The organism is Megasphaera vaginalis (ex Bordigoni et al. 2020) (assembly GCF_900240295.1).
Lineage (GTDB): Bacteria > Bacillota > Negativicutes > Veillonellales > Megasphaeraceae > Megasphaera > Megasphaera vaginalis.
The window spans coordinates 316175-336115 of the sequence record NZ_OEQB01000002.1 but is presented as its reverse complement, the minus strand read 5'-3'; the positions used below and the strand labels follow the sequence as shown (position 1 = coordinate 336115).

At 50.0% G+C, this 19941-nt stretch carries 22 protein-coding genes and 1 riboswitch; of the genes, 2 read left to right on the top strand and 20 right to left on the bottom strand.

The annotated features are described in order from the left end of the window. Positions 1 to 9: 9 nt before the first annotated feature. The 12 genes from lysS to C0977_RS04080 all read right to left on the bottom strand — a co-directional run bounded on the left by lysS (position 10) and on the right by C0977_RS04080 (position 11451). Positions 10 to 1518 carry a lysine--tRNA ligase gene (gene lysS / locus C0977_RS04135; RefSeq protein WP_101912535.1) on the bottom strand — a complete coding sequence of 503 codons (1509 nt, stop codon included), beginning with the start codon at positions 1516 to 1518 and terminating at the stop codon, positions 10 to 12. Positions 1519 to 1549: 31 nt separating this feature from the next. After that, positions 1550 to 2038, bottom strand: a complete 489-nt coding sequence (gene greA, locus C0977_RS04130) for a transcription elongation factor GreA (RefSeq protein WP_023054678.1) — start codon at positions 2036 to 2038, stop codon at positions 1550 to 1552. Positions 2039 to 2180: 142 nt separating this feature from the next. Further along, on the bottom strand, positions 2181 to 3164 hold the full coding sequence (dusB, locus tag C0977_RS04125) for a tRNA dihydrouridine synthase DusB (protein WP_101912534.1): 984 nt from the start codon (positions 3162 to 3164) through the stop codon (positions 2181 to 2183). Further along, complete coding sequence (locus C0977_RS04120; protein WP_023054660.1) at positions 3148 to 3912, bottom strand: type III pantothenate kinase; 765 nt, start codon at positions 3910 to 3912, stop codon at positions 3148 to 3150. The genes dusB and C0977_RS04120 overlap by 17 nt, the downstream gene beginning before the upstream one ends. Positions 3913 to 3989: 77 nt before the next feature. Further along, the gene (locus C0977_RS04115) at positions 3990 to 4541 is read right to left on the bottom strand and encodes a biotin transporter BioY (RefSeq protein WP_023054641.1); all 552 of its coding nucleotides are present in this window, start codon (positions 4539 to 4541) and stop codon (positions 3990 to 3992) included. 78 nt (positions 4542 to 4619) lie between these two features. Continuing rightward, the gene (locus C0977_RS04110) at positions 4620 to 5612 is read right to left on the bottom strand and encodes a biotin--[acetyl-CoA-carboxylase] ligase (protein ID WP_101912533.1); all 993 of its coding nucleotides are present in this window, start codon (positions 5610 to 5612) and stop codon (positions 4620 to 4622) included. Positions 5613 to 5722: 110 nt separating this feature from the next. After that, positions 5723 to 7537 carry an ATP-dependent zinc metalloprotease FtsH gene (gene ftsH, locus C0977_RS04105; RefSeq protein ID WP_419177922.1) on the bottom strand — a complete coding sequence of 605 codons (1815 nt, stop codon included), beginning with the start codon at positions 7535 to 7537 and terminating at the stop codon, positions 5723 to 5725. 161 nt (positions 7538 to 7698) lie between these two features. Beyond that, positions 7699 to 8238, bottom strand: coding sequence for a hypoxanthine phosphoribosyltransferase (hpt, locus tag C0977_RS04100; protein ID WP_101912531.1), 540 nt, complete (start codon positions 8236 to 8238; stop codon positions 7699 to 7701). Further along, the gene (tilS, locus tag C0977_RS04095) at positions 8238 to 9596 is read right to left on the bottom strand and encodes a tRNA lysidine(34) synthetase TilS (RefSeq protein ID WP_101912530.1); all 1359 of its coding nucleotides are present in this window, start codon (positions 9594 to 9596) and stop codon (positions 8238 to 8240) included. Before tilS ends, hpt begins: the two co-directional genes overlap by 1 nt. An 11-nt stretch (positions 9597 to 9607) precedes the next feature. After that, the gene (locus C0977_RS04090; RefSeq protein WP_101912559.1) at positions 9608 to 10522 is read right to left on the bottom strand and encodes a phosphatase; all 915 of its coding nucleotides are present in this window, start codon (positions 10520 to 10522) and stop codon (positions 9608 to 9610) included. A gap of 93 nt (positions 10523 to 10615) precedes the next feature. Continuing rightward, positions 10616 to 11050 carry a S1 domain-containing RNA-binding protein gene (locus C0977_RS04085; RefSeq protein WP_101912529.1) on the bottom strand — a complete coding sequence of 145 codons (435 nt, stop codon included), beginning with the start codon at positions 11048 to 11050 and terminating at the stop codon, positions 10616 to 10618. Positions 11051 to 11154: 104 nt separating this feature from the next. After that, a complete protein-coding gene (locus tag C0977_RS04080) occupies positions 11155 to 11451 on the bottom strand; it encodes an FtsB family cell division protein (RefSeq protein WP_023054680.1) in 297 nt (98 codons plus the stop codon). A 188-nt stretch (positions 11452 to 11639) separates the two neighbouring features. Then, positions 11640 to 11758: riboswitch (FMN riboswitch) on the top strand. Between the two features lie 92 nt (positions 11759 to 11850). Here C0977_RS04080 and C0977_RS04075 point away from each other — a divergent pair. Next, a complete protein-coding gene (locus C0977_RS04075; protein ID WP_101912528.1) occupies positions 11851 to 13062 on the top strand; it encodes a bifunctional 3,4-dihydroxy-2-butanone-4-phosphate synthase/GTP cyclohydrolase II in 1212 nt (403 codons plus the stop codon). Between the two features lie 26 nt (positions 13063 to 13088). Here C0977_RS04075 and C0977_RS04070 read toward each other — a convergent pair whose 3' ends face one another. Continuing rightward, positions 13089 to 13754, bottom strand: coding sequence for a Crp/Fnr family transcriptional regulator (locus C0977_RS04070; protein WP_101912527.1), 666 nt, complete (start codon positions 13752 to 13754; stop codon positions 13089 to 13091). A gap of 108 nt (positions 13755 to 13862) precedes the next feature. On the opposite strand from C0977_RS04070, the gene C0977_RS04065 reads away from it, so the two are divergent. After that, positions 13863 to 14552 carry an ATP-binding protein gene (locus tag C0977_RS04065; protein ID WP_101912526.1) on the top strand — a complete coding sequence of 230 codons (690 nt, stop codon included), beginning with the start codon at positions 13863 to 13865 and terminating at the stop codon, positions 14550 to 14552. A 40-nt stretch (positions 14553 to 14592) separates the two neighbouring features. Here the strand turns inward: C0977_RS04065 and C0977_RS04060 are convergent, their stop codons facing one another. From C0977_RS04060 to C0977_RS04030, 7 genes are all read right to left on the bottom strand, one after another. Next, positions 14593 to 15033, bottom strand: coding sequence for an Lrp/AsnC family transcriptional regulator (locus C0977_RS04060; RefSeq protein WP_036243349.1), 441 nt, complete (start codon positions 15031 to 15033; stop codon positions 14593 to 14595). A 125-nt stretch (positions 15034 to 15158) separates the two neighbouring features. Then, the gene (locus C0977_RS04055; protein ID WP_101912525.1) at positions 15159 to 16217 is read right to left on the bottom strand and encodes an FAD:protein FMN transferase; all 1059 of its coding nucleotides are present in this window, start codon (positions 16215 to 16217) and stop codon (positions 15159 to 15161) included. Between the two features lie 3 nt (positions 16218 to 16220). After that, positions 16221 to 17078, bottom strand: a complete 858-nt coding sequence (gene rnfB / locus C0977_RS04050) for an RnfABCDGE type electron transport complex subunit B (protein WP_023054681.1) — start codon at positions 17076 to 17078, stop codon at positions 16221 to 16223. Between the two features lie 24 nt (positions 17079 to 17102). Beyond that, positions 17103 to 17678 (bottom strand): electron transport complex protein RnfA, encoded by a 576-nt coding sequence (locus C0977_RS04045; protein ID WP_023054603.1) that lies wholly within the window; start codon positions 17676 to 17678, stop codon positions 17103 to 17105. Beyond that, positions 17678 to 18310, bottom strand: coding sequence for an electron transport complex subunit RsxE (gene rsxE / locus C0977_RS04040; RefSeq protein WP_023054707.1), 633 nt, complete (start codon positions 18308 to 18310; stop codon positions 17678 to 17680). Before rsxE ends, C0977_RS04045 begins: the two co-directional genes overlap by 1 nt. Before the next feature lie 2 nt (positions 18311 to 18312). Further along, positions 18313 to 18864: an RnfABCDGE type electron transport complex subunit G gene (locus C0977_RS04035; RefSeq protein WP_023054666.1), complete on the bottom strand. Its 552-nt coding sequence runs from the start codon at positions 18862 to 18864 to the stop codon at positions 18313 to 18315. A 1-nt stretch (position 18865) separates the two neighbouring features. After that, on the bottom strand, positions 18866 to 19921 hold the full coding sequence (locus tag C0977_RS04030; RefSeq protein ID WP_101912524.1) for an RnfABCDGE type electron transport complex subunit D: 1056 nt from the start codon (positions 19919 to 19921) through the stop codon (positions 18866 to 18868). Positions 19922 to 19941: the final 20 nt, after the last annotated feature.

Sequence of the window (19941 nt, the reverse complement as noted above, 5' to 3'; positions counted from 1 at the left end):
ACAAGCAAACTATTTCTGTTCCGGACGACTTAACGGGAAAAGCAGGACATCACGTATAGATGCGCTGTTCGTCAAAAACATGACTAACCGGTCGATGCCGATGCCCAAACCGCCTGTCGGCGGCAAACCGTATTCCAAGGCGCGGCAATAATCTTCATCCATTTGATGCGCTTCGTCGTCACCTAATTCCCGTTCCTTCATCTGCTGCATAAAGCGATCCCGCTGATCCAGGGGATCATTTAATTCGGAGAAACCGTTTGCCAGCTCACGGCCATAGATAAAGGCTTCAAAACGATATGTCAGGAGAGGATTATCCCGGTCCTGCTTCGTTAACGGTGAAATCTCCAACGGATGACCGGTAATCACCGTCGGCTCGATCAAATTTTCTTCGACATAGTCTTCAAAACACCCGTTAATGATCTTGCCGATTCCGTCATGCTCCGTGTATTCCACATGGAGTTCATCGGCAATGGCCCGGGCCTCTTCCAACGTCGTGACAGCGGCAAAATCTTTTCCCGTATATTTGGCGACGGCTTCAATCATCGTCATACGATTCCACGGCGGCGTCAAATCAATGTCCTGATCGATATAGGTAATCTTCATCGTCCCGTAAAGTGACTGCGCCAAGCCGGATACCAGTTCTTCCGTCAGGGCGATTACGTCTTCCAGATCGCCGAATGCCTGATACAACTCAACAGTTGTGAACTCAGGATTATGACGCGTATCGATTCCTTCATTGCGGAAGCAGCGGTTCATTTCATAAACGCGTTCCAAGCCGCCGACAAGCAGACGCTTCAAATGAAGTTCCGGCGCGATTCGCAGAAAAATATCCATATCCAAAGCATTGTGGTGGGTCTTGAAAGGTCTGGCCGCAGCGCCGCCGGCAATATTATGAAGCATCGGCGTTTCCACTTCCAGAAAGCCGCGTTGATCCAGGTAAGCGCGAATGCCTTTAATAATTTTCGAACGCTTGATAAAGGTATCTTTAACCTCGGGATTGACAATAAGATCCAAATACCGTTGGCGATACCGCATTTCCTTGTCCGTCAACCCGTGAAATTTTTCCGGCAGCGGCCGCAGCGATTTCGACAATAACGTCCACGTTTCGACGCGAATCGTCGTTTCGCCTGTATGTGTCGTGAACACATCGCCGTCAACGCCGATAATATCCCCAATATCAAGAAGCTTGAAAAGCGTATACGATTCTTCTCCTAAAACGTCTTTGCGGAAATAAAGTTGAATTTCGCCGCTAATGTCACGGAGTACACAAAAAGCGGTCTTGCCATGACGGCGCAGCGCCATCAGCCGACCGGCAACGCGTACTTTCGTACCTGCCGCTTCCAGTGCCGCCGCTCCTTCTTTAATTTCTGCCGCATGATGATCCCATGCAAATTTCTGTCCGAAGGGATAAACTCCGGCATCTATGAATTGCTGCATTTTTTCGCGGCGCACGACCATTTGGTCATTTAACTTTTCCGCTTCCATCGCCATCGTTTCCGTACTGCGCATTTCCGACATGGTAACTCCTCCTGTGTTAATCTCCTGATTTTTATGCTTCCATCGGTAAGATACGATAGCTCAATTCGCCGGCAGGAGCCTTAACGGCTACGATGACGGGAGACGCCTTATCGATTTTCTTCCCCAAGATAGCGACGCCGACGGGGGATTCATTGGAAATGCGGTTGTTGAACGGATCGGCTTCAGCCGTGCCGACGACGGTATATTCAAACCGTTCACCCGTTTCCACATCTTCCAGGACAACCTTTGAACCGAGACGAACCGTATCTGTGCCGTCACCGGTCTCTTCAATTATTTTTGCCGTCCTGATTTTGCCTTCCAATTCGGCAATACGGCCTTCAATAAACGCTTGTTCATTTTTTGCATCATCATATTCCGAGTTTTCACTCAAATCACCAAGCGCGATGGCTTCCTGAATCCGTTTCGATACCTGAATGCGGCGAACCGATTTCAGTTCGGCCAACTCATCTTTTAATTTCTGCAGCCCTTCTTCGGTAATCAAAGTTTCCGTTGTATTCATGGTTATACTCCTTTGCCTGATCCTATGGTCTCAGCAGCAGGAAAAACGCCGCTGTCTGAATATGCAATTACGTTTAATTATATGCTTCCCTGAATACCTTGTCAATCCTTGGCAGCGGCATTGGCGCTCACTCCAGACAACCTCATAAGGCGGCTCTGGCGGCTTCGACGATGTGCCGGAATTCCGCCGGTGTCATCGCCTGATTCAACGCCTGTCGCAGGGCCGTAGACGCATATAGGCCTTTCGTATACCACGCCGCATGAGAACGCATTTCGCGCAAGCCTATGTAATCGCCCTTAAACGCCAACAGGCGGTCAAAGTGCTGCAGCAGCTGGTCATATCGTTCCTGCGCCGACGGCGGCGGAACGATTTCTCCGGTCTGCAAATACCGGCATATTTGCGGAAATATCCAGGGATTTCCCTGGGCGCCGCGCCCAATCATAACGCCGGCGCAGCCGGTCTCCCGGAACATCTGCAACGCCGTCGGCCCGTCACAGATATCGCCGTTACCGAAAACGGGGATCGATACGGCATCGACAACCTGTTTGATTTTCGTCCTGTCCGCTTTACCGCCGTAAAATTGTTCTCTCGTTCTGCCATGGACGATGACGGCGGCGGCACCGGCCGCTTCGGCCCGCTTGGCCAGCTCAGGCGCCGTAAAAGAACCTGCGTCCCAACCGGTGCGCATTTTTACTGTAACCGGCAGCGAAACGGCGCGAACAACGGCGGCAATAATGGCCGTCGCCAGCGGCAGATTAGTCAATAATGCAGCGCCTTCCCCGTTGCCGACCACCTTTTTGACGGGACAGCCCATATTAATATCGATCACATCAGCGCCGGCTTCCTCGGCAGCAGCGGCGCCGCGCGCCATGGTCTCCGGCTCATTGCCGAATAACTGCAACGAAAGCGGATGTTCCCGTTCATCAACACGCAACATTTCTCTCGTGTGCAGATTATGATAACAAATCCCCTTGGCGCTGACCATTTCCGTGCAAACCAAAGCCGCGCCATAGCTGCGGGCAATGACGCGGTACGGTAGATCGCAGACTCCGGCCATAGGAGCCAAGGCAACCGGCATATCCAATTGTAGGGAACCGAGGCGGAGCGGTTTAACGATTTCGTTCATAGATAATCCGCAATCCTTCAAGCGTCAGCATCGGTTCGACAACATCAATCGACTTCGCCTCGGGAGCAATGATCACGGCCAGGCCTCCCGTAGCAACGACCTTCGCCCTGCTTCCCAATTCCTTTTGCATCCGTGCCACCAACCCGTCAACTTGACCGACAAAGCCGTAAAACACGCCGGCTTGCATACTTTCAACCGTATTGCGGCAAATGACCTTGTCCGTGCGGCGAACTTCGATGCGCGGCAGCTTGGCCGTACGCTGCACTAAGGCTTCCGTTGAAATCCCAATACCCGGACAGATGGAGCCGCCCAAATAGACGCCCTTCCTGTCAACGGCGCAGAAGGTTGTCGCCGTTCCGAAATCGATAATGATAACGGGGCCGCCGTACATTTCATAAGCGGCAACGGCATTGACGATACGGTCGGCGCCAACTTCGCGCGGATTGTCATACTTAATGTCCATGCCGGTCTTGACACCCGGTCCGATGACCAACGGCACGAGGCCGAAATAACGCTGGCACATCCGTTCCAATGTAGGCATTACGGGCGGTACGACGGAAGAAATGATGATATCCTGAATCGCTTCGGCATCCACGCCGTTGGCATAAAACAGATTGCGGATCAGAACTCCGTATTCATCGGTCGTCCGCAAGCGGTCTGTTGAAATGCGCCAATGATCAAGCAACGCTTTACCGTCGAAGATACCCAGGACAATATTCGTATTGCCTACATCAATTACTAAAACCATAAGTTAACGATCTCCCCTGCAAAAATAAGTTAATTACGCCTTATATGATAACAGAGTTTCCCGTCCTTGAACAGTCTTTAAAAGAAATCGGCGCCCGCTTTTTTCAAGGCTCCGGCAATACGACTGCCGATGCCGACAGCCAACACAACTTTCACCGCATCGAAGGGAATAAACGGCAGCGCGCAAACGAGAAAGGCCTGACTCAACGTCATCGGTTTTTGCAGCAAGTACGTGTACGTCGCCGTAAACCAAACGGCGCCGATGAGATATACAATACACAGGGATAACAGTGCGATCCCCACCCTGCGAAACAACGTTCCCGCAGAAAGTCGGCAAAAACCGCAGACAAAAGCCTGGACGACAAAGCCGATCATGAAGCCGCCTAACGGACCGAGAACGATTGACGGCCCCGCCTGTGCCATGGCGAATACAGGGATACCGAAAAAGCCGAGCAGAATCCAGACGACGACGCTTAATGCGCCGTACCGCGGCCCCATGACGACGCCGGCCAAAACAACAGCGAAAACCTGAAGCGTATGGGGCACGGCGCCGATAGGCAGAGAAAGCTGTGATAAAATTCCGATAAGGGCCGCAAAAAAAGCGGCGCCAATCATTTTTTGCAAAGGCATTGCAATCCCTCCTTGTCATGAATATGGTGACGCTTCTATTGTAATGAGCCGTTATCATATTGTCAATAAAAAATATTTTTATCCAGGTTTACAATCATATTTATGCACCGGTCGCACACGAACATCTCCGGCCAAAATCGTTTCTTTTCTGCCGTCTGCCGCAACAACAATCAAGTTGCCGCTGTCATCGAGATCAACGGCGGTACCGATAATGTTTCCTTGCGGCAGCGCAACTCCCACTTCCGTTCCCAAGATGCACGATAATTCCTTCCATTCTTGCAGAATCGGCGCGAACCCGTCTTCCTTGGCAATCATATAATATTTTTCCAGCTGGCAAAGCACTTCTTGCAGCAATTTTTGCCGACTGACCGGTACTTGTTCCATGGCGAAGCTCGTGACAATACGACGCAGCTCAGGCGATACGTCTTCCTCTTTTAAGGATGTATTGATTCCCATTCCCAAAACAAGATAGTTTAATCGCTCCATGGAAGCATTTAATTCCGTCAGGATACCCACTAATTTGCGCCCCTTTACGAGCAAATCATTCGGCCATTTAATGGCGCATTGCACGCCCATATGGCGGATGGCTCTGGTCAGCGCAACTGCAGCTAAAAGCGTCATTTTGGCAACTTCCATCGGCAGAAAAGGCGGCCGTAAAATAAGCGAAAACCAAAGCCCCTGTGCAAAGGGGGAAAGAAAGGCGCGATCCAGACGACCGCGGCCGCCGAACTGCTCTTCCGCTAGCACCAGCGTACCTTCAGGCGCACCTTGATCGGCCAACTGCTTGGCAAGGGTGTTCGTCGAGGAAACCCTTTCATAATACGCAATTTCCCGTCCCAGAGTAACGGTCTTCAACCCGTCAAGAATGCGTTCTGGCGGCAGAAGTTCCGGCGCTTCATGCAGACAGTATCCCCGTTTCGTATGTGATTCGATCCGGTAATTCCGCTGTTTCAACAGCTGAATGTGCTTCCATACCGCCGTCCGCGAAATCCCCAGTTGCTCCGAAAGCTTTTGCCCTGAAATATATTCCCCTCTGTGTGCCAATAAATAATCCAGAATATCATTCCTCATGATTATCTCCGTTCCTCCTTTGCCGCCCAAGAGACGATCGTTTACGTATATAAAAAAGGCCGCGACACAGCGTCACGGCCTCATATGCGAATACAAACACTATGTGGTCCTTAATTTCCCCAGGGACTGCTTTCACTTTGCACGGCCAGCGTCCCGCTTTCCGTTGCTTCCGTCACAGCAACGGCAGGTTCAGGAGCCGTCAGCGAACCGTATTTGACGAGATTATCCACTTGCTCGCGATTGATCGTTTCCACCTCAATCAGCGCGTTTGCCATACTCTTTAAGGCATCCAGATGATCACGCAGCGTCTGCAATACATCTTCATAGGCCCGGGAAACGATATCATGCATTTCACTGTCGATCAACTCGGCAATGCCTTCGCCGTAATTGCGTTCATGACCTAAGTTTTTACCGAGAAAAACCTGTTCCTGTTGTTCGCCGAAAACCATCGGTCCCAACTTTTCGCTCATGCCGAGACGGGTAATCATTTGCCGTACGATCCGGGTAACGCTCTGTAAGTCGCCGGAAGCGCCGCTGCTGATTTCGTTGAAAACAATTTGTTCCGCAGCCCTGCCGCCTAAGGCAACACGGATCTGCGCCAAATAATACGATTTCGTTTCATACGACCTGTCTTCTTCAGGAAGCATCATCGTATAGCCGCCGGCACGGCCGCGGGGAATGATCGTCACCTTGTGGACGGGATCCGCGTCAGGCAGCAGATAAGCAATCAGCGCATGACCTGATTCGTGAACGGCAGTCAGGCGTTTTTCCTTATCGCTGATTACGTGACTGCGCCGTTCCGGCCCGAAGCTGACTTTTTCGCTGGCTTCTTCCAGTTCCGCCATGCCGATAATCCGCTTATCCGCTCTGGCAGCCAGCAACGCCGCTTCATTAAGCAGATTTCCCAGATCGGCTCCGGTAAAGCCCGGTGTCTTCTTGGCAATGGTTTTTAAATCTACGTCTTTTCCCAACGGTTTTCCCTTAGCATGCACTTCCAAGATTGCCAATCGGCCGCGCAAGTCGGGACGATCAACGGTAATCTGTCGGTCGAAACGGCCCGGACGCAGCAGCGCAGGGTCAAGAATATCGGGACGATTCGTTGCGGCAATCGTAATAATGCCTTCATTGGCGCCGAAGCCATCCATTTCAACCAACAGCTGATTCAGCGTCTGCTCCCGTTCGTCATGACCGCCGCCGAGACCGGCGCCGCGCTGGCGACCGACGGCATCGATTTCATCGATAAAGACAATGCACGGCGCATTCTTCTTCGCCTGGGAAAACAGATCGCGGACACGGGACGCTCCGACACCGACAAACATTTCCACGAAGTCGGAACCGCTGATACTGAAAAAGGGCACGCCGGCTTCGCCGGCAACGGCTCTTGCCAAAAGCGTCTTGCCCGTACCGGGAGGTCCGAAAAGAAGAACACCCTTGGGAATCTTCGCGCCGATAGTGTTATATTTGCCAGGATTGCGCAGAAAACCGACGATTTCCGACAATTCTTCCTTCGCTTCATCTTCGCCGGCCACATCTTTGAAAGAAACTTTTATCTTTCCTTCACCATGCATCTTGGCATGGCTCTTACCGAAATTCATCACCCTGCTGCCGCCGCCCTGAGTCTGCTGCATGATGAAAAACCAGACGCCGATGAGGATCAGTATGGGCAGCACCGAACTGAGCAGACTGACCCACCAGGCCGGCTGTTCCGGCGGCTTGGCCATGATATTGACTTCAGCTTCACGCAGCGCCGGTATCAAGGCCGCATCACTGGGCGCATAAGACGTGAACGACGTACCGTCTTTCAACTGCCCGACAATAGCATGATCTGCCGTAATTTGAACCGAATCGACCTTGTGCTGTTGCACCTGGTTGATAAAGTTCGTATATGTGATTTCCGACTTATCCGTCCGGGACGTCGTAAACATATCAAAAATGGATACGGCCACGACGATGAGAAGCAAATACAGTCCTACATTTCGAACAAATTTACTCAAAATACTGCTCCTTTCACATTCCTATATTCACACAGCCAAGAAGGCTGATATAGTTTTATCTTACCACACTTCGGAAAAAGCAACAAGAATTATTATTTATTATAAACTTCTTCTTTTAAGATTCCGATGTAGGGCAAGTTGCGATAGAAGCCGTTATAATCCAACCCGTAACCGACGACGAACGCATCGGGAACTTCAAAGCCGTTATAATCGACAGCCACATCGGCAATACGGCGTGACGGCTTGCTGAGAATCGTCGCCAGCCTGACGCTTTTTGCCCCTCGGTCTTGCAGCAGCGGCACCAACTTGCTCAACGTCGTTCCCGTATCGATAATATCCTCGACAATCAGAATATCCCGTCCCTCAACTTCACTGTCCAGGTCCTTCCGGATTTTAACAAATCCCGACGACGTTGTCGACGAACCGTAACTGGAACAGCTCAAAAAGTCAAATTCGACGGGTACCCGGATATGACGGGATAGATCCGTAAAAAAGGTAACAGCACCTTTCAAAATACCGCACAGCAAGATCGTCTTGCCTTCATAGTCGGCCGTGATCTGCGCTCCCAGTTCGGCAACGCGTTGTTGGATCTGTTCGGCAGTCAATAATATTTCTTTTACATCTTTATCCATTATACAGTCTCCTCCTGAATCCATCCTCGTATATAGTCCTCTCCCGCAGCGGGAAAATAACGGCTGTTAACGGCATACCCGCAAATCCAGATGATTTCCTGCCCGTTGCAGAGCAAGGGAATCTGATCGCGCCGGGATGCCGGAATTTTCTGATCAATAAAAAACTTCTTAAGCTTCTTCGTACTGCCGTTCTGCAAACAGATATAATCGCCGGGACGCCGATAGCGTAATTGCCAAGCCGTCACAGTTCCGCAGCGCAGCAATACGTTGTCTCGCACGGGCGGCGTAACGGCACCGGCCAGGACGACCTGCCGTTTGCCGAGACGGTAGCTACCCGGTCCGTTAACGGCGACGACAGACGCATCCGACGAAACCGCCGTTTTCCGTCGCGCCACAGGCGGCAGGAAACACAACTCGCGATAAGAGCGGACGACGCGGACACCTTTCATGCGAAATTCCTTGCCAGTCGCTTTTGCGGCCAAGGCCAGGATCGTTTCAACCTGTTGAAACGTAATCGGCGTTGCCGTCATCTTACTGACGCCGATACGAATAAGACGGCGACGCATGGCGACGGGCTGCGCCATCAATGCGTCAACGGACAGCGTCCAACCGCCGCTGCCAGGTCGCACGTATTTCCGCCCCAGTGCTGCAGCATAGGCACAAAGAAAATCGTCTTCTCCCTGCATGACCGCCGCCAGTCGATTCAAGTCTTCCGTAACAGCCGGATTGTACTGCCGCAGCAGCGGCAGTAAATCGAGACGCAATCGATTTCGCAAGTAGAATCGCTGAAAGTTGGTCTCGTCAATCTGTACCGGAAGCTTTCTCGCCGCAACGTAGGCTTCAATCTCACGACGCGTTACGCCTAAAAAGGGCCTGATAATATCCCGATTTCTCGCTCTCATGCCGCAGAGACCTGCAGTGCCGCTGCCGCGCAAAAAATGGTGCAGTACCGTTTCGGCCTGATCATCACGGTGATGCGCGACGGCGATAGCCGCCGCACCGACAGCGGCCGCCGTCTGCCGCAACAGACGGTAGCGCACTTTTCGGCCTGCCGTCTCAATTGATTCACGGGTTGCCGCAGCCAGCTGCGGTACACGAACGCGATGACAATAAAAAGCGCATTCCCGCTCCATTGCCGCTCGCTCAACGACGGCTGCTTCCCGATCGGCTGCGGCCCGAATACCATGGTGAACATAGCAGACAACCAGCCGCAACCGCCATTCCTGCCGCAGCCGGCTGAAAACATCGAGCAGCGCCAACGAGTCGGGCCCGCCGGAACAGGCAATAACGATACATTCATCTCGGTGCAACAAGCCGCTGTCACGGCAATATGCTGCCACTTTACGAACGAAATCCATAGGCACCTCCGTCAAAAAACCATCCGCGCCGCATCGTAAAAAGCTTCTTTGTAAAAAACGCCTTCCAACAGGTCCTTTTCACTGACGGAAAGAACTGTAAAGCCGTAATATTTCATGAAAGAACGCGCGATAATGAGACCGGTCACAATGATTTCGCTCCGCTCCGGCTGCAGTCCGGCGACATGTTTCCGCTCTTCAGGCGCCATTGCCGTCAGCCGGGAAATCTGGAAATTGAGCCGTTCCAGCGAAACGCTGTATCCTTCAATGCGTTTCGGATCATAGCAGGCAAGGCCCAAATCCATGGCTGCCAGCGTCGTCAACGTGCCGCCGACGCCAATCAGGTACTGCGTTTTTACCGGCAACGGCAGCCACGCCACGTTGCACCGAAGTTCAACGGCTGCTATCTCGGCGGCGGTTGTGAGCACACCTTCTGTCAAACGCACGGCACCGAGAGGATAGCTGTGCGTCGTAAGCATGGCGCCATTTTTACCGACAGTCATTTCACTGCTGCCGCCACCAATATCGAGCACGGTCACCAATCTTTCCGGAGGCACGGCGGCAGTGGCGCCGCAGAAGCTGAGACTTCCTTCTTCACGACCGGAAACGGTGCGGCAATTCCAGCCGAAACGACAGCGGATTTCAGCCAAAAAAGCCTGCCCGTCTTTGGCTTCCCGAACAGCGCTCGTAGCAACAGCGCAAACAGGAATCCCCGACAGCTGATGCGCCCATCGTTCCAACACGTCAAGCGACGCCTCTCGCCCGGGGGCCCACAAGCGCCCGGTTTTGCCTACATCCTTGCCAAGCCGCGTTGTCACCAACTCTTTAGGAGAAAACTGCCATTGCCCCGATCGATCGAGAAGCCCTTTCATCAGCCTCAAAGAATTGGAGCCAATATCGATAACAGCATAATTCTTGTATTCAGTCATAATCTCTCCGCCTCTATCCGAGATGTCATAAAACAAAAAGAGCATTCCCGCAGGAATACTCCTCTTCACCATATGATTCCCTCAAGCCGTCTATCAATCGGAGCGTCTGGCTCCTCTGCCGCCGCGTTTTGATTCCGTATTCCGCTTCAGATCCATAAGACGTTCGTCGCTGTCTTTCAAAAACTTACTGAGTCGATCTTCAAATGATGCCGGAGCTGCAGAACGGCGATTCTGATCAAAACTGCGATGCTGGCGGATTTCTTTTTTCGGATAAAATTCTTTTTTAGCCGGCGCCGCCTGGGTCTGTTTGATGGATAACCCGATTTTTCCTTTTTCGTCAACAGATAAGACTTTGACATTTACCTTATCCTGAACCTTCAAAAAATCATGGACATCCTTGACATACTCATTGGCAACTTCGGAAATATGAACCAAGCCGACCTTTTTGTCAGGTAATTCAATAAATGCACCAAACTTGGTAATGCCCGTTACAATGCCTTCCAGCACACTCCCTACTTCGATTGACATGCTGCTACATGATCCTCCTTAAAAATACGTAGTTAGTATATATCAAGCACATTATACCTACAATAATAAAAAAATTCAATTCCCAATCATAAATTTTCGCATCATTACCGCCGATACGGAATTTCTCCCGGCTTTGCCAGCCCGAATTGTTGCCGCGCCTTATTAGCAATTTCTTCCGGATCAAGCAATTTATCGTGCGCGGTCTGCAACGCCTGATTTTCTTGCTCCAACGCTTCACGTTCCTCTACGGTCCGCTTCATGTCCTGATGAATTACCCAGATCTGATACATCCTGCTGGTCAAAAGAATGCCGCCGAAAATCAAAATAACGACGATCAGCAGTTTATATTTTCTCTGTCCCGTTTTTTTTCTACGATTGCTGCGCCGCCTGCGCTCTGCCACATTGCCAGCCCCTCTCTGCGGATAAAGGAAACCTGTCTTATAAGTATACCGCGATTATCTTCGAAGATAAAGAGGGGCGCGCTCTTTTCCCCCGGCGCGTCAAGAAAACACGGTCTGTTGAGCAAATTCCACCTTGATGACAGTATTGCAAAACGATCGGTTTATCTGTATAATAAACAAGTACTCCAAAATATCTTCAGGGCAGGGTGTAATTCCCGATCGGCGGTATAGTCCGCGAACGTTGTACAGGCGTTGATTTGGTGCAATTCCAAAACCGACAGTATAGTCTGGATGAAAGAAGATATGAGTCGTGTTTTTTGCGCGACCCATGAACTCATCAAACGGCCCTGACGGCTCTTGCAGCCGACAGGGCTCTTATAATGTCAGGAGGTTTTATCATTGGAAAAGCATCAATACAACACCGTAGAAGAAGCGATTGCCGAATTGCAGGCCGGTCATTTGATCATCGTCACAGATGATCCGGATCGTGAAAACGAAGGCGATTTGATTTGCGCCGGTCAATTCTGCACGACAGAAATAATGAATTTTGTCGCCACCTATGGCAAAGGGCTGATCTGCATGCCTGTCAGCCAGGAATACGCCCATCGTCTCGGCCTGTACCCCATGGTCGGCGAAAACACGGATAATCACGAAACGGCATTCACCGTTTCGATTGATCACAAAGATACGACAACAGGTATTTCCGCCGTCGAGCGGGCGTTGACAGTTCGCAAATGTGCCGACGAAACGGTTCGCCCGGAAGATTTTCGACGTCCCGGACACATGTTCCCTCTCATCGCCAAAAAAGGCGGCGTTTTGGCCCGCAGCGGCCATACGGAAGCGACCGTCGATTTGATGCGGCTGGCAGGTCTGAAACAGGTCGGTATTTGCTGCGAGATCATGGCCGACAACGGTACGATGATGCAGACCCCGGATCTGTGGAAATTGGCCGACGAATATAAGTTGAAATTCATTACCATCCATGATCTTCAGAACTACTGCCGCCGTCACGACAAACATGTCAGTCGCGAAGCGGAAGCAAAAATGCCGACAAAATTCGGAAAATTCCGTATTTTCGGCTACGTCAACGATTTGACCGGCGAACATCACGTGGCCATGGTCAAAGGCGAGATCGGCGACGGAAAAGACTTGCTCTGCCGCGTTCACTCCGAATGTCTGACAGGCGATGTCTTCGGTTCGCAGCGCTGTGACTGCGGTGAACAGTTAGCGGCCGCCATGCACCAGATAGATAAAGAAGGCCGCGGCATTCTCCTGTACATGCGTCAGGAAGGGCGCGGTATCGGCTTGATTAACAAACTGAAGGCCTACATGCTGCAAGAACAAGGTTATGATACGGTAGAAGCCAACGAAAAGTTGGGCTTCGCTCCGGATCTGCGTGAATATTGGATCGGCGCGCAAATTCTGCAGGATTTGGGAGCAAAAGAAATTCGCCTTCTGACCAATAATCCGTTAAAAGTATACGGACTGGAAGGATTCGGCGTTGAAATCACCGAACGTGTTCCGATCGAAATGCGGCCGCAGGAATTCGATGAATTTTATTTGGAAACAAAGAAAAACAAAATGGGGCACATTCTTCCTCACTTAAAATAAAAGAAATATAGCTGCCTTTTCGGCAGCTATATTTCTTTTAACGTAAATTTTTCTTTTTTGTAATCAATCAGCCCTTCCGCTTTCATACGACTCAACTCGGACGACATGGCACTGCGATCTACGGATAAAAAATCTGCCAACTGCTGCCGGTTAAAATCGATACGGAACGTAGCCGATCGTCTGCTGCGAGCCTCGCCAGACAGATAGGCCATCAGCTTCTGACGCGTCGAGCGCTGTGATATATAGCGTATTTTGCGAGTCAAAATCAGATTTTTCTGCGCCATCAGCGCCAATAAATTGCTCACAAATTGTCCCTGCTGCGGTGTCAGCACGACACCGCCATGCAATATTTTGGTCACGTCGACAAAGATGATTTCCGCGTCTTCCGTGACGATAACGTCCACTTCCGATTGCGCATCAGGTAATGCGGCAAAAGCCTCGCCGAAGAGATTTCCCGCCTGTATACGCGCTAAAATATTGCGATTGCCCCAATAATCTTCCTGTACAATATGCACAATGCCTTTAACGACAAAGCCGATCGTCTTGATATCGTCGCCGGCATAAAAAACGAAGCTTCCTTTGCTGAATTTCCGTTTTCTGGCGCCCATGGATTCCAAAAACGGCCCGACATCGGCCGCATCCATATGATTAAACAAAACGGATTCCTTAATAATGGCAGTATACGTCTCCATATGATCCCCCCCCCGTTGCAAAAACAACATACATGCTGTTTTTATTGTACTATACTGGACGCAGAAACAAAAGTCCTGTCTATGAAAAATCGCTAAGGAGGATCGTCTATGAAGCGCAAGATTATTCACATTGACGAAGTGTTATGCACCGGTTGCGGCCGTTGCGCCGTTGCCTGCCATGAAAACGCCATCGCAATAGTGAACGGAAAGGCCCGTCTGCTGCGAGATGATTACTGTGACGGCCTCGGAAATTGTCTGCCCCACTGTCCGACAAACGCCATTACCGTTGAAGTCCGCGAAGCGGCAGCTTATGACGAAGCGGCCGTAAATGCCGGAAAGTTGACATCCTGTGCAGGCAGTCAGCCGCAAGCCCTGCCTCCTTCTCTCGCCAATAAAAACGCTGGCAAAAAAGAAGACGGCCCGCAGCCGTCTCAGTTGCGGCAATGGCCGGTTCAACTGCGTCTCGTGCCTACAAATGCGCCGTATTTCCATAACGCCCATCTGCTCGTTGCCGCCGATTGTACAGCATATGCCTACGCGTCTTTCCATCGTGACTTCATCTGCGGCAAAGTCACACTGATAGGTTGTCCGAAATTGGATACCGTCGATTACGAAGAAAAGTTAACGGAAATCATCAGGGCAAACGCGATTCGTTCGCTGACTGTCGTTCGTATGGAAGTCCCTTGTTGCAGCGGCATTGCGCAGGCGGCGGCACAGGCATTACGGCAAAGCGGCAAGAATATCCCCTTCCAAGTCGTAACGGTTTCTCTGGACGGAAAAGTACTTGCAGAAGCATAAACACAAAAAAAAGACCGCAGCAGCGGTCTTTTTTTTGTGTTTACACGTTCCATTCTTCTTTCACTGTAGAAAGGCACATAAATGTCTGTGATGACGTAACCATCGGTATCTCGTTCAATTGCGCCATCAAAAACTGCTCCAACTCATCAGGCGTTTTAACCAGCACCTTCAATAAATAATCAAAAGCGCCGACAATGTGATGGCACTCCAGTACCTGCGGAAACGACAGTATTTTAGAACGAAATTCGTCGTCGTTACCGTTCCGTTCAACATTCACCATAATAAACGCCGTCACATTGTAGCCTGTCTTACGCCGGCTGATCTTAGCGCCATATCCCTCGATAATCGAGTTGTGCTCCATCTTACGAATACGTTCGGCAACAGCAGGAATGGAAAGGCCGACTACTTTGCTGATTTCCGTAGCGGACGCTTTACCGTTCTTCTTTAAAATGCCTAAAATACTTTCATCAATATGATCCATCTTACCTACCATCCTCTATAATTTTTTGTTTCCACACTACTTATTATATTAAGATATTATAAAGGAAAAGTAAATATAAAAAATAATTAAAAAAATATTAATTTCTATCTTTTTTCTTTATTACCTTATTGTTCTAAATTAAAATCCCTATCCAAGTCCGAAAAATCTTTTTTGAATCCCTCTGTCATATAAACAGTCCCGTCCGTACCGGTGATCTCACATTCAACGCCTTCCATAGAGCGAATGAGCGCCATCCCTTTTTCCGGCCCGGCAATAAAGACGATCGTCGTCAACATGTCGCTGAGCATACCGGCATGAGGAATGTCGTTACGGACAATAATCGTGTCGCTCATGACACCGCTGCCGGCCGGACGGCCCGTTTGCGGGTCAAAAATATGATGATAACGAACGCCATCTTTTTCAAAAAAGCGTTCATAATCCCCGGAGGTGGACACATATGTATCCGAGACCGATACGATGCCCAGGTAGCGATCCGGTTCATCGGCGCGTGGATGCTTGATACCGATTTTCCAAGTTTTCCCCTTTGAGTTATGACCTGCGCCGTACATAGAACTGGCGCCTAAATTAATCAGCCCGTTCTTAATCCGATGTGCATCATATATTTTTCGAACTTCGTCAACGGCATATCCTTTGGCAATCCCGCCTAAATCAATGTACATGCCCTTTTTCGCCAGTTTTACACTGTTATCCTCGGGCCGGAGCAAGATATCGTGATAATTGACAAGGGCAAGAGCCGCTCGGATTTCTTCATCATCGGGAACACGCGCATGGTCGGTGCCGATTCCCCATAACTGCGAAATCGTTCCGATCGTAATATCCCAAGTTCCGTTCGTTTTTTCCGAATACGCTTTGGCAAAAGCAATCATCGTATATACAGCAGGATCAACCTGAACATAATCGAGTCCGGCATGCTGATTGATTTTGCTGACGTCGCTCTGCGGATTCTGGGCGCTGGCCAGACGATCTAATTCTTCTATCTTCGCATAACTTTCTTCCACAGCGTCCTTGGCTTCCTTACCGCTGGCCCGCAAGGAAATAGTCGTATCCATGGCAATCCCGCTTTTATCATAAGACTGCTCCGGACGCAAAGAGCATCCGGAGCAGTTTACGATAACCAGGAACGCTGCCATACCGATCAGTATAACGCGTCGCTTCCAGTTCATCTATTAACCTATTTTCTGTTCTGCCGTTTCAGATTTTGCAGCACTTACATAAGCGGCGATAGCACCTGTCGGACATTTAGGAACACACGTCGGCTCTTCACAAATGCGGCAAACTTCCGGATCGACGATAGCCAGATGATCGACGACCTTGACGCCGCCTTCATGCGTGCAGTTGCGAACGCAGAGACCGCAGCCTATACAAGCGGCGGAACATGCTTTTTTAGCCACTGCGCCGGCATCTTTAGAGCTGCAGCTTACGCTGACTTTGGCACTGACAGGCAACAACTCAATGACATGATTCGGGCAGACACTGGCACATTTCCCACAGCCTGTGCAAAGTAACTTGTCGACCAGCGGAAGACCGTTTGTCCCCATGGTCATGGCATTGAACGGACAGCTGCGTACGCAGTTTCCGAACCCGAGGCAGCCGAATTTACAAGATTTGGGCCCCTGCTGAATCTGTTTGGCAGCGGCACAGTCATGAACACCTTTGTATTCATAAGCTAATTTGGCAATGCCGTTACCGCCGCGGCAACGAACATGGGCAAACTTTGCTTCCGAAGCTTCTGCAACCTTGCCCGTCAATTCGGCAACGATAGCGGCAACTTCCGCTTTGCCGGGCACACAAAGATTGGGCGCGACATCCGGATCATTGACTACAGCTTCCGCGTATTTGGCGCAACCGGCAAAACCGCAGGCCCCGCACTGCCCTTGCGGCAAGGCTTCCTTTACTTCACCGATAAGCGGATTTTCTTCCATAGCGAATTTCTTATCTGCCAAAGCGAGGACGAAGCCAAAAACGATACCGACGCCAACCATGATGACAACGGCCATGATCGAAATAAATAAAGTTTGATTCATAATATCTGTTCAGCTCCTTTACGCTTACAACATGCCTGAGAAGCCCAAAAATGCGAGGGATAACATACCGGCTACGATGAAAGCGATAGGGGTCCCTTTAAGGGCATCCGGTACATCTGCAAAGTCAAGTTTTTCACGAGCGCTGGCCATTAAAATCAGGGCCAAAGCAAACCCTATACCGGAACCGACGGCAAAAACGATATTTTCGATAAAGTTATAGTTATTCGTAACACTCAGTACAGGAACTGACAATACGATACAGTTGGTCGCAATCAGCATCAGGTAAATCCCCCACATATTATACAGCGTAGGCGATTCCTTTTTGATGATAATTTCCAGAAGCTGTACGAAACTTGCGATCAAGACAACAAAAGTGATGGTACGCAAGAAAGTCAGATCAAAGGGAACTAAGATAAAGTTATAAACCAGCCAAGCAAGAATTGTGCTCAATGTAATGACAGAAGTTACGGCAAAGCCCATACCGATAGAAGCGTTGAGGTTCTTGGATACGCCGAAGAAAATACACAACCCTAAAAACTTGGTCAAGACGAAGTTGTTAATCAGTACTGCACCGATAAACAATGTAAAATAGGCGCCCATTATCCTTCACTTCCTTTCAGTTCTTTCAGCAGTTTTGCTTTTTCACGGGACTGGTTGTACATCTTGATACCGGCCATAAGGAAACCGATAAGCATAAAGGCTCCAGGCGGTAAGGCCATGATCAAAGCGGGCTGATAGGCAGGACCAAATAATTCAACGCCGGCAAAAGTGCCGTTGCCGATAATTTCGCGGATAACGGAAATAATAAACATGGCGATGGTAAACCCGACGCCCATGCCCATACCGTCAAGGAAGGAGACGACGATACCGTTTTTAGAAGCGATCGATTCTGCACGGGCAAGAATAATGGCGAAAACAACGACCAAATCGAGATATACGCCAAGGGCTTTATACAGATCAGGTGCAAAGGCCTGCAGGAACAATTGCACACAGGTAACAATCGTGGCAATACAGGTAATATATACAGGCACACGTACTTTTTTATTGATCGTCTTACGAATGATAGATACCACAACGTTATTGGAAGTAATAACGAACCATACGGTCAAGCCCATCGTCAAACCGTTGATAACGCTGGTAGTAACAGCCAAACCAGGACATAAGCTCAAGGCCAGAACGAAGTATGGGTTTTCTTCAATGACGCCTCTGCTGAATACTTTCCATAAGCTCATAATCAGTTACCTCCTAACTGTGCTGCTTTTTCGACAGCCTCTTTGACACCCAAAGTAACTGCACGGGAAGAAATCGTAGCACCCGTCATAGCCTGAATATGTTTCGTGTCGCTATGGTCTTTCGTAACTTCCAAGGCGTCGATTTTCTTTCCCTTGAACTGGCCGCGGAACGGATCTTTAGCCGCGCGGTCACCGAGACCCGGTGTTTCATTGGCTTCAAGCATCGTATAATCCATTACCGCACCGTCAGAGGAAACGGCCGTCAACATCTTGATCGGTCCGCCGTACCCTTTCGGTTCCGTCGGAATGATAAAAGCGACCTTCTGTCCGCCTTTTTGGGCAATGAACGTATCTTTTTCATTCGCTACCGGCACAAACGAATCAGCCGTAGGCACCAAAGCTTTCATCGACTCCTGTTTCATCTGTTCCGCTTTTACTTTCGCGATCGGACCTGTAACAAAATATACGGCGCCGATGATACATCCTGATACCAAACAAGTCAGGATCAGGTTGAGAGCAATCTTGAAAATGCTGCTTCCTGTAGTTTCTGACATTTTAGTTCGCCCCCTTTGCCTTTACTGAACCAAAGATGCGTGGTTTTACCAAACGGTCAATCAACGGTGTAACGGCATTCATCAACAAGATGGAGTAGCAGACACCTTCAGGATAACCGCCGAGAAGACGAATAAGGACCGTGATCAGTCCTGCGCCGAGAGCAAAAATTATCTGGCCTTTCAAAGTAATGGGAGCCGTAACCATATCAGTCGACATAAAGAATGCACCTATGATCAGACCGCCGGCCATCATATGAAAAAGGGGATCGCCGGAGAAAAGGCCCGTGCCTAAGGTTACGCCGCCGAAAATCCACATCATAATACCGACGGTGGCAATCATGACAACGGGAGCCTGCCATTTGACATAGCCTTTATAAATGAGGAAAAGCCCGCCAAGTACCAAGAGAACAGTTGAAGTTTCCCCCATCGAACCGTTGCGGAATCCGAAGAATAAGCTTTGGTACATAGTAGCCGGATCGCCGCCGAACAATTGGAGCAGCGCATCGTGACCGCCATGTTTCAAAACATTGAGCGGCGTAGCGCCGGCAACGCCGTCCACGACAGTTCCGTTCACCTGTGTCCACGTCGTCATGGCAACAGGCCAGGAAACCATCAAGCCGGCACGGCCGACATGCGCCGGATTAAACAGGTTATACCCCAATCCGCCCATCGACTGTTTACAGACCACAATAGCCAGGAAAGAGCCGACGATGCACATCCACCACGGCAGAAGCGGCGATACGCACATGGCCAAAAGAAGGCCGGTAATAACGGCACTGCCGTCTTTGATCGTAATTTTTTTGTGCAATAATTTTTCCCACAAATATTCAAAGGCAACAGCCGATACAATGGAAACAATGATATTGATTAAAGCGTTCATTCCAAAATAATATACGCCAAACGCGGCAGCCGGTACCAAAGCCGCTACAACGCTCCACATGATTTTGGAAATCGATTCATTACAACGGACATGCGGTGAAGATGATACAGTAAGTCTGACTTCCTGTGTGCCGCTCGCGCCCGCTCCGTTTGTCTGTCCTTTAATTTCTGGACTCATCTATTATCCCTTCTTCCGTT